Origin of the sequence: Brevundimonas sp. Leaf168 (genome assembly GCF_001423685.1) — a bacterium.
GTDB lineage: Bacteria > Pseudomonadota > Alphaproteobacteria > Caulobacterales > Caulobacteraceae > Brevundimonas > Brevundimonas vesicularis_C.
Map to the genome: position 1 here is coordinate 171,260 of NZ_LMOY01000010.1, position 8,458 is coordinate 179,717.

7 protein-coding genes are annotated in these 8,458 nt (G+C 65.7%); 4 read left to right on the forward strand and 3 right to left on the reverse strand.

Features of this window, described 5'->3' with window-relative positions; all coding sequences use genetic code 11:
* Positions 1-31 precede the first annotated feature (31 nt).
* From ASF81_RS11595 to hutI, 3 genes are read left to right on the forward strand one after another with little or no spacing between them, the layout of a single operon-like run.
* Positions 32-1,408 (forward strand): formimidoylglutamate deiminase, encoded by a 1,377-nt coding sequence (locus tag ASF81_RS11595; protein ID WP_156363238.1) that lies wholly within the window; start codon positions 32-34, stop codon positions 1,406-1,408.
* Positions 1,405-2,127 carry a histidine utilization repressor gene (gene hutC, locus ASF81_RS11600; RefSeq protein ID WP_055808710.1) on the forward strand — a complete coding sequence of 241 codons (723 nt, stop codon included), beginning with the start codon at positions 1,405-1,407 and terminating at the stop codon, positions 2,125-2,127. The genes ASF81_RS11595 and hutC overlap by 4 nt, the downstream gene beginning before the upstream one ends.
* Positions 2,127-3,332, forward strand: coding sequence for an imidazolonepropionase (gene hutI, locus ASF81_RS11605; protein WP_055808712.1), 1,206 nt, complete (start codon positions 2,127-2,129; stop codon positions 3,330-3,332). The genes hutC and hutI overlap by 1 nt, the downstream gene beginning before the upstream one ends.
* Here the strand turns inward: hutI and ASF81_RS11610 are convergent.
* Both ASF81_RS11610 and ASF81_RS11615 read right to left on the reverse strand, forming a co-directional pair.
* Positions 3,329-3,706: a response regulator gene (locus tag ASF81_RS11610; protein WP_055808713.1), complete on the reverse strand. Its 378-nt coding sequence runs from the start codon at positions 3,704-3,706 to the stop codon at positions 3,329-3,331. The two genes, hutI and ASF81_RS11610, sit on opposite strands and share 4 nt — an antisense overlap.
* Positions 3,703-5,211 (reverse strand): sensor histidine kinase, encoded by a 1,509-nt coding sequence (locus ASF81_RS11615; RefSeq protein ID WP_055808716.1) that lies wholly within the window; start codon positions 5,209-5,211, stop codon positions 3,703-3,705. The genes ASF81_RS11610 and ASF81_RS11615 overlap by 4 nt, the downstream gene beginning before the upstream one ends.
* A 119-nt stretch (positions 5,212-5,330) precedes the next feature.
* Between ASF81_RS11615 and ASF81_RS11620 the strand changes: the two genes are divergently transcribed.
* Positions 5,331-6,851, forward strand: a complete 1,521-nt coding sequence (locus ASF81_RS11620) for a carboxylesterase/lipase family protein (protein WP_055808718.1) — start codon at positions 5,331-5,333, stop codon at positions 6,849-6,851.
* Between the two features lie 9 nt (positions 6,852-6,860).
* Here ASF81_RS11620 and gor read toward each other — a convergent pair whose 3' ends face one another.
* Positions 6,861-8,243, reverse strand: coding sequence for a glutathione-disulfide reductase (gene gor / locus ASF81_RS11625; RefSeq protein WP_055808721.1), 1,383 nt, complete (start codon positions 8,241-8,243; stop codon positions 6,861-6,863).
* Positions 8,244-8,458 lie beyond the last annotated feature (215 nt).

The window sequence follows — 8,458 nt, forward strand, 5'->3', positions numbered from 1 at the left end:
CATATTGATCGAAACGATACGGACCTGTCCAGTGACCCTTCAGCCGCAGCCTGTGGATCGCACCCTCTGGTTCGAGGCGGCCCTCTTGCCCAACGGCTGGGCGCGCGATGTGCGGATCGGCGTGGCTGGCGGGCGGATCGTCAGTCTGGAAACAGACGTTGCGCGCAGCCCGGTGGACGCAGGGGGCGGTATAGCCTTGCCGAGCGTCGCCAATGTCCACAGCCACGCCTTTCAGCGCGCCATGGCGGGCCTGACCGAGGCGAGGGGGCCTTCGGACGACGACTTCTGGACGTGGCGCGAACTGATGTACCGCTTCCTGGATCGGGGCGGGCCGGAAGAGATCGAGGCCATCACCGCCCTGGCCTTCATGGAAATGCTGGAGGGCGGCTTCACCCGCGTCGCCGAGTTCCATTATCTGCACAACGACCCATCGGGCGCGGCCTATTCGGACCGGGCCGAGATCGCTGCGCGGATCGTGGCGGCGGCGCAGGCGACGGGCATCGCCCTAACCCTGCTGCCGGTCTTCTACGCCCATGCCGGGTTCGGCGGACAGCCGCCGGCGCATGGACAGCGGCGTTTCATCAACGATCTGGACGGCTTCGCCGATCTGGTCGCGCGATGCCGGACCCTGACCGCCGATCTGCCCGACGCCGTGGTCGGGGTCGCGCCGCACAGCCTGCGCGCCGTCAGTCCGGAAGAGTTGGCGGCCATGCCTGCGCTGGCGGGCGACGGGCCGATCCATATCCATGTCGCCGAACAGACCAAGGAGGTCGCGGACTGCCTAGCCTGGTCTGGCGCGCGGCCGGTCGAATGGCTTCTGGCCAATGCGCCGGTCGATCCGCGTTGGTGCCTGATCCACTCCACCCATGTGACTGAGGCCGAGTGGCGCGGCGTCGTCGCGCGCGGCGCCGTCGTCGGTCTGTGCCCGATCACCGAGGCTAATCTGGGCGACGGCGTCTTCCCGGCGGTCGATTTCACGCGCGCCGGCGGGCGGTTCGGCATTGGGACCGATTCCAACGTGCAGATCGGCGTCGCCGAGGAACTGCGAATGCTGGAATACAGTCAGCGGCTGGCGCTGCGCGGTCGCGCCGTCATTGCGGACCCTGAACGCTCGACGGGGCGCGCCTTATTCGATCGCGCGCTGGCGGGCGGCGTCCAGGCGACAGGCGCGGCGTCGGGTCTGAGCGTCGGGGCGTCGGCGGACATCGTATCGCTGGATACAAGCGGCGTCGCCTTTGCGGGACGGTCGGGCGATGCGGTGCTCGACAGCTGGATCTTCGGCGCGCCGACGGGCTCGATCCGTTCGGTGTGGCGCGCGGGGCGGGAGGTCGTGAAGAACGGCCGCCATATCGCGCGCGATGGCATTGAGGCGCGCTATCGCAGGGCCTTGTCGGCGGTGCTGGGGTGAGCCTGCATCGCCGCATCTACGCCGATCTGGAGGGGCTTATCCTGTCCGGCGAGCTATCGCCCGGCGACCGCATTCCGTTCGAGCATGAGCTGACCGAGCGCTACGGCTGTTCGCGCATGACGGTCTCCAAGGCCATCTCGGAACTGGCGGGGCGGGGGCTAGTGACGCGTCGGCGTCGCGCCGGCACCTTCGTCGCCCAGCCCAAGGCCCACGCCGCCGTCCTGGCTATTCCCGACCTGCGAGCCGAAGTGATCGAGCGCGGGCAGGTTTACGGCTATGTCCTGCTGGAGCGGATCGCACGCGAGCCGGACGGTGAGGACGAAATCGAACTGGCATCCGGTGGTCTTCTGCTGGACCTGACCTGTCTGCACAGCGCCGACGGCGCGCCGCTGGCTTTGGAACACAGGCTCATCGCGCTCGGCGCGGCGCCTCAAGCCATAGACGTCGATTTTAATACGGTTCCGCCGGGAAGCTGGCTGCTGGACTCGGCGCCCTGGACCGAGGCTGAGAACCGCATTTCAGCGATCGCGGCGGACGCCCGCGCCGCACGCGTACTGGAACTCAAGCCCGGCGCCGCCTGCCTGTGCGTCGAGCGCCGGACATGGCGGGACGGGCAGGGGGTGACGCGGGTGTGGCAGACCTTCCCCGGCGACCGCTACGATTTGGTGGCGCGCTTCTCGTCCGCCCATTCACCCGTTCTGGCAAAGGAGCCTCGCTGATGAAGGCCGACCGTCTGCTGATCGATTGTCATGTCGCCACCATGGTCGAGGGACCGGTCCCTTATGGCGCGGTTCAGGACGCGGCCGTGGTCGTCGCCGATGGCCGCATTGCCTGGGTGGGGCCACGCGCTGACCTGCCGGCCGTGGAGGCAGCTGAAACCGAGCGGCTGGACGGGCGATGGATCACGCCTGGTCTGATCGACTGCCACACCCACCTGGTGTTCGGCGGCGACCGTTCGGCCGAGTTCGAACAGCGGCTGGGCGGAGCGACCTATGAGGAGATCGCGCGTGCGGGCGGGGGCATCGTCTCGTCCGTGAAGGCCACGCGCGCCGCGTCGGAGGATGATCTGTTCGCCTCGGCCATGACGCGTCTGGCGGGGTTGAAGGCCACCGGAGTCACCACCGTCGAGATCAAGTCCGGCTATGGTCTCGACCTTGAGACGGAGCTCAAGATGCTGCGCGTCGCGCGCAGGATCGGGCGCGAGGGCGGGGTGCGTGTCCGTACCAGCAATCTCGGTCTGCATGCCGTGCCGCCCGAGTATCGTGAGGACAGGGCGGCCTATGTCGACCTGGCCATCGACCACATCCTGCCTGCCGCCCATGCCGAAGGTCTGGTCGATGCGGTCGACGCCTATTGTGAACCCATCGCCTTCTCGACCGCAGAAGTGTCGCGTCTCTTCGACAAGGCGCGCGCTCTAGGTCTTCCGGTGAAGCTGCACGCCGACCAGTTGTCGAACGGCGGCGGTGCGGCCTTGGCGGCGCGTTATCAGGCTTTGTCCGCCGATCACATCGAACATGCGAACGAGGAAGGCGTCGCCGCCATGGCCGCCGCAGGCGTGGTCGCCGTCCTGCTCCCCGGCGCCTATCTGATGCTGCGCGAGACCCAGGCGCCGCCCGTCGATCTGCTGCGCCGCCACGGCGTGCGGATGGCCGTCGCCACCGACTGCAACCCCGGCACATCGCCCGTCGCTTCCATGACCGCCGCGCTCAACCTCGCCTGCGTTCAGTTCCGTCTGACGCCGGAAGAGGCCCTGGCCGGCGCGACCCGAGAGGCTGCGCGGGCGCTGGGTATGTCGGGTGAGATCGGCACCATCGAAAATGGCAAAGCCGCTGATTTGGCGATTTGGGACATCTCGCGGCTGGCCGAGCTTTGCTATTGGGTCGGCAAACCTCTACTTTATAACAGTACTGACGCAAGTTTCTAAACTTCAGCTACGCCCATGGCCTTCATCAGGGCGTCGCGGATGGCGGCTTCAGTGAAGGGCTTCTGGATCGTGGGCTGGCCGCGCCATTCGTCGGGCAGACCGCCTTCGCCGTAGCCGGTTGAAAAGACGAACGGCACGCCGCGTTCCTTCAGCGCCTCGGCCACGGGAAAGACCTGCCGGCCAGCGACGTTCACGTCCAGCAGGGCGGCGTCGAGATTTTCCGTCTCTCGAGCCAGTTTTTGACCGTCGTCCACATTGGAGGCGGGGCCTATCGGCACGCATTCCATGTCTTCCAGAATAGTTTCCAGAAGCATGGCGACGAGCGACTCGTCCTCGACCACAAGGACACGGCGACCGGTCAGAGGTTGAGTCATTGTGCGGCCGTCCTGTCCAGTGGAACCGTCAGTTCCGCGATCAATCCATCCGGGGCGTAGACCAGATCGATCTCGCCCGCCAGATCATGTCGAATGTTTCGTTCAATCAAACGGCTACCGAAGCCTCTTCTGTCCGGAGCCGTAACTTTGGGGCCGCCAATTTCGCGCCAGCTCAGCTTGAGTTTGCGGTCGCGCTGATCCGCCAGACCCCAGTCGATGAGGATGCGACCGTCCGGCGTATGCAGCGCGCCGTATTTGGCGGCATTCGTCGCAAGCTCATGGAAGATCATGCCCAGAGACAGAACGACGGCCGGCTCCAGCGCCACCGGTGGTCCATTCAGGCTTATGCGGGTCGGCCCGTAAGCTTCAGTCTCATGTTCCAAGATGGCGCGCAGGTCGGCGCCCTCCCAATGGCTTTGCGTCAGCAGATTGTGGGTGTGCGACAGGGCCATGATCCGGGACTGGAAGGTCTCGGCGAAGCTGGCCGGGTCGGTGTTGGAACGGGCCGTCTGGATCGCGATGGATTGCACCGTGGCCAAGGTGTTCTTCACGCGGTGATTCAGTTCGTCGATCATCAACTTCTGGCGCTGGGCGGCCAGGACGTTCTCGGTGATGTCGTGGCCCTGAACGAAGATGCCCACGACCGCGCCTGAGTCGTCGCGGATCGGTTGATAGATGAAGTTGAGATAGACGGTTTCGAGCAGCCCGTCGGGCTTGCGCTGCAGCTGCGCTGCGCTCTCGCGGCCTTCATAGGGTTCGCCTGTGGCGAAGACGCTGTCGAGAAACTCGTAGAAGCCTTGGCCTTCCAGTTCTGGCAGGGCCTGCCTGACGGGCTTGCCGGCGATGTCCCTATGGCCGATCAGCTGGCTGTAGGCGTCGTTGTGCATCTGGAAACGGTGATCTGGCCCCGACAGGATGGCGACGAAGCCGGGCGCCTGCATGAACATTTCGACAAGCCGATTGCGCTCGGTTTCCAGGCGACGATTGTCCTCCTGCACCGACTGGGCGCGACGCAGGACGGAGCCGCCTACGATGGCGTCCAGCGCGGTGGTCGGCTCATCCGGGCGGATGACGGGCGCCAGATCCGTCACATCCGTGGTGTGCTGAAGCAGCATGACCACTTCGCCGTCGGCGTTCAGGATGGGCGTATGGGTGGCGCTCCAAAGGCGCTCTTCGAAAATCTCGCTGCCGTCCGGCTGGGCTCGGGGCATTGAAAAGCGCACGACCGCCAGGTGATCGCGTTGTCGGGTGTCGCGCGCCTTTTCCAGTGAAGCACGGACTTGGCGGACGTTCTCTGGGGCGTCAGAGCCAGGACCCGAGTCAAAAGCGGCAAAAAGAGGTTGGCCCAGCACTTCGCTGCGCTTGGCGCCCGTCACATCCATATAGGCCTGGTTGACCTCGGCGATCCGAAGGTCCGGCGTAAGCAGCACATAGGGATTGGGCGAGGCCTCGAAAGCCGCACCCAGATTAACGGTCGGATCGCCAGATTTTGCCGCTTCGTTCAACGCTTACCCCGCACAGCTTGGCGATAACGCGCCATATTGAAATCGGTTCTCTCGTCGAGTGTCGTGAACTGTGATTGCAAGATTGTTGGCGCGCCGCCGTAATTTGCTAATCAGCGCGCATGACAATCGCCGGCGTTTTCGCCACCCTTTCGCTCATGATGGCGCCCGCAGCCGACCAGCCCACCGTTCGCATTCCGCAGGGCGTCCTGAACGGACGCGCGGATGCCGAAGTGGCTGCGTTCAAGAACATTCCCTATGCCGCCCCGCCGACGGCCGAGCGGCGTTGGCGACCGCCCGGTCCCGCGCCGACCTGGCAGGGCCAGCGCGACGCCTCGACATATGGTCCGCTGTGCATCCAGGCGCCGCCGAATGGCGACCCCGGCGTCGGTCCCTTGCCGATGAGCGAGGACTGTCTAAACCTAAACGTCTGGCGGCCCATCAGCGTGGCTCAGCCCGCGCCGGTCATGGTCTGGATCCACGGCGGCGGCCTGGTGAACGGGTCGGGAACCGCGCCGCTGTATGACGGAACGAACCTGGCCAAGCGCGGCATGGTCGTGGTGACGCTGAACTATCGAATGGGGCGGCTGGGCTTCTTCGATCATCCGGCGCTGGCGGCCGAACGGCCGGCAGGCGAGGCGGCTGGCAACTACGGTCTGATGGACGTGACGGCGGCGCTGAAATGGGTGCGCGCTAATATCGCGGCCTTTGGCGGCGACCCCAAGAACGTGACCATTTTCGGCGAATCGGCGGGCGGGGTGATCGTCACGCGGCTGATGATCTCGCCGCCAGCGCGCGGTCTGTTCGATCGGGCGATCGTTCAGTCCGGACTGGGGCGGGAGTTACAGACGCCGCTGGACCGCAAGGGCCCCTATGGCGCGCCCTCAGCGCGGGAGCGCGGCGAGGTCTGGGCCTATGGCGCGGGACTGCGAACGGCGGCGGATTTGCGCGCGGCGCCGGCCGATCTGTTCCTGACGCCGCCGCCGGTCTTCGCCAACGGCGACCTGACGCTGATCGACGGGCGTATCGTGCCGTCCACTGTCGAGGCGGCGTTCAAAGCGGGGCGGCAGGCCCCGGTGCCCTTCATCATCGGCAGCAACAGCGCCGAGTTCTGGTGGATGCGGCCCACGGATCGCAACGGCTATGGTCAGATCGACGACGACATGACCTGGCTTGAGCGCGCCGACGCCGTTCAGGCCTATGGTGGGCTGGAGGCGTTCGACAAGCTGGCGATCACGGATCTGGTGTTCTCCGAGCCGGCCCGGATGCTGGCGCGGCTGCATACCAAGGCGGGCCATCCGGCCTGGCTCTATCGGTTCGACATCTCGTCGCCGCAGAACCCCGAGCCGCATGGCGGCGCGACCCATGCGATCGAGCGGCCCTATGTGTTCGGCACGTTGAACACCCTGCCGTATCCGGTCGAGGATCGGGACCGGAAGGCATCGGAGGCCATGATGGGCTATTGGACCGCATTCGCGCGCTCGGGCGATCCCAACGGTGTCGGGCGGCCGCGCTGGCCTACCGCGACCCGTGTGGACACCCGGCTGATGAACTTCGGCAATCGCGGACCGACCGTGACGCCCGTGCCGTTCAGCGCCAGGCTAGACCTGCTGGAACGGTTCCGCGAGCGGCCTAGGCCCTGAGGGCAAGCGTCAGCCGGCGGAGGTCGCGCCCGACTGCTTCTCCTTCAGCGTGACCAGCTCTTCTGCCATGGTCGGGTGGACGGCGCAGGTGGCGTCCCACTGCGCCTTGGTCAGGCCGGCCTTGACGGCGATCGCGGCCAGCTGGATCATCTCGGGGCTTTCCGGACCGACGATGTGAACGCCGACTACGCGCTGGCTGTCGGCATCGACCACCAGCTTCATCAGCACCCGCTCATCTGAGCCGGTGAAGGCGTATTTCATGGGCCGGAACCGAGTGACATAGACATCGACGCCGTTCGAGCAGGAGCGGCGGGCCTCCGCCTCGCTGAGGCCCACAACCCCGACCGGCGGCTGACTGAACACGGCGGTGGCCACGGCCTCGTAGTCGAAATGCTGGGGATTGTCGCGATAGACGGTCTGATGGAAGGCGACGGCTTCGCGGATGGCGACGGGCGTCAGGTTCATCCGGTCGGTGACGTCGCCGATGGCCCAGATATTGTCGGCCGTCGTCCTGGAATGGGGATCGACCTTGATGGCGCCCGCTTCATTCAGCTCGACCCCTGCGTTTTTCAGCCCCAGATCCTTGACGTAAGGAATGCGGCCGGTGGCGAACATGACCACGTCGGTCTCCAGCTTCATCCCGTTTTCGAGGTGGTTAACCAGGCCGGTATCGGTCTTTTCGATCTTCTCGTGCTGGCAGCCGAGAATGACCTTGATGCCGCGCTTTTCGATCTCTCCGGCCAGGTGCGCGCGCACATCGTCGTCGAAGCCGCGCAGGATGTTGGGGCCGCGATAGATCAGGGTCGTCTCGACGCCCAGGCCCGCGAAGATGCCGGCGAACTCCACCGCGATATAGCCGCCGCCCGCAATCAGGATGCGCTTGGGCAGCTCCGGAAGGTGGAAGGCTTCTTCGGACGTGATGGCGTGCTCAATGCCAGGTAGCTCTTCCGGCTTCCACGGGCGGCCGCCCGTGGCAATCAGAATTTTTTCGGCGGTGATTGTGCGATCCTTGCCGACGATCTCCACAGTATGGGCGTCTTTCAGAACTGCCCGCCCGTGGACCAGTTCGACCCCGGCCTTGCCCAGGTTGGCGGCGTAGATGCCGGACAGGCGCGCGATCTCGACGTCCTTGGCTTCAAGGAAGGTGGGCCAGTCGAACTTCGCATTGTCGAACGACCAGCCGTAACCCTCGGCGATCTCGAGCGCGTGGCTGACCTCGGAGGCCATGACCATGAACTTCTTGGGCACGCAGCCGCGAATGACGCAGGTGCCGCCGACCCGATATTCCTCGGCGACCGCGACCTTCTTGCCATCCAGCGCCGTCAGCCGCGCCGCCCGCACCCCGCCCGAACCGGCGCCGATGACGAAAAGGTCGTAGTCGTAGTCGGCCATAGGTCGGATTCCGTTCAGCGGCAGGCATGGGCATTTAAGCCTCGCCGCGCGAAATCCAAGAGCTCAACGGTCTGTCCAGACCTGATCAGGTTGGTCTCGTCGAGTGGTTCAGTTGATCGGCGGCGCCTTGCAGTTGGCGGCGATGAAGGCCTCGTGGGTCGGCATCCGCGCCACGCCCTGCTGGATCATCGCCTTCATTTTCTGCAACCATTGCT